The 1,491-nt window shown below is 70.2% G+C and carries 2 protein-coding genes; both read right to left on the minus strand.

Translation table 11 applies throughout. From position 1 onward, the window contains the following. Positions 1–246: 246 nt before the first annotated feature. The gene (locus tag IBL25_RS26070) at positions 247–786 is read right to left on the minus strand and encodes a hypothetical protein (RefSeq protein WP_187781338.1); all 540 of its coding nucleotides are present in this window, start codon (positions 784–786) and stop codon (positions 247–249) included. Between the two features lie 153 nt (positions 787–939). Then, positions 940–1,491 (minus strand): COQ9 family protein (locus IBL25_RS26075; protein WP_187781339.1); only part of this gene is annotated, 552 nt, incomplete at its 5' end.

The raw sequence follows: 1,491 nt of genomic DNA on the forward strand, positions 1-1,491 counted from the left end.
TGGTCGCCACGGCCGATGGCGTGCGTGAGCCGCAGAACCGCCGCGTCGAGATCGTCCTGCGCTAATCCGCAGGCCGATCAGCCGGGCGGTTCGCCGCCCGGCCGAGGCTGGGTTACGGAAGGGGTGCCGCAAGGCGCCCCTTTTCGTTTTGGGCGCCATGCCATGCGGCGCCAGGGCAAGGAAAACCCGGCACGAAAAAAGGGCGCCTCACGGCGCCCTTGATCCTGGTCGGTGAAGCCGGCCCGCTCAGCGGCTGGCGGTGCGCGCCCGGCTGGCGCGGCGGGCCGGAGCCGCCGCCTTGGCCGGCGCCGAGGCCGCCGTGGCGCCGGAGCAGGTGTCCAGGCCATAAGGGATCACGATATTGCTCTGCGTGGAGAGCGAGGCCAGCGTCGCCAGTCCGCCCTGCTGCGCCAGCGCCTGCTGGAACAGCGGCGCCACATTGGTGCAGAAGAAGGAGCCCTGGTCGATGCCGTCCTGGGACTGCGCATTGGCCAGCTGCGTGATGTAGATATCGAGCTGCTTCTGGCCCTGCACATTGCCGTGGAGGCGCTTGAAGTGCGAGGTCACGGACTTGTAGGCATCGCCCAGGTCACGCTGGTTGCGCGTCACGAAGGCATTGTACTGGTCGGTCTTGTTGCAGGCCAGGGCGGCAACCATCAGCTGGCTCTGCAGCGCCCGCACTTCCATGGCGGTGCGCTCGACCGGCTGCAGGCAGGTATCGGCCAGCACCGGGGTGGCCACCACGACGGCGGTGAGGCCAGCGGCCAGAATACGAACAAACTTCATCGCGACCGGAATCCCCCAAAGGTTGCGAGCGGAAGGCGGAAAGAACTCCCCCGCGCCGCTTTTACACCATCAGGCCCGGTCTTGCGAAGCCTTGCTGCATCCTACAAAGTTCCATTCGCACAGTGACTTGCGGGCACTGGTCAAGATCAAGCTTCAACCTCGCGGGGCAGGTCGGCGCTGCAAGCGGGACAGGTCCGCCAGCCGCCGGTCCAGGAAGGCCAGCACATCCTCCATCGCCGGCTGCGGCTGCCGCAGCCAGAAGGCCAGCGTCGCCACATGAATGGCCGCCAGGGTCAGCCGGCGGGTATGGCGGGAGAAGTCCGTGGAAGTATCGCCCGCCGCCAGCCAGAGCGCATCGGCGGTGCGGCCGGCCACGCGGGCGGCGATGCCCGCGTTCCAGGGCAGCGCCAGCAGCGCCACGGCGCGGCGCTCAGCCTCCCGCCAGGGTTCCAGCCATTGCAGCCGGGCCGCCAGCAGGGCCCGGATGCGCGGGCCGGTGCGCAGCGACTCCAGCGGCCCGGCGGCCTCCACCGCCCCGCGATCCGCCAGGTCGCTGAAAGCCTCCACCATGCCCGTGGCGCCGCGCGGGAAGAGCCATTCAGCGGCCTCCGCCGGTTCGCCGAGATCCACCAGCCCGGCCCGCAGGGCCGCCCGGGTCCAGCCCAGGGCCGGCACATGCGGCAGGGTGGCGCGCAGCGCGGCATC

This window comes from Pseudoroseomonas ludipueritiae (assembly GCF_014490445.1).
Classification (GTDB): domain Bacteria; phylum Pseudomonadota; class Alphaproteobacteria; order Acetobacterales; family Acetobacteraceae; genus Pseudoroseomonas; species Pseudoroseomonas ludipueritiae.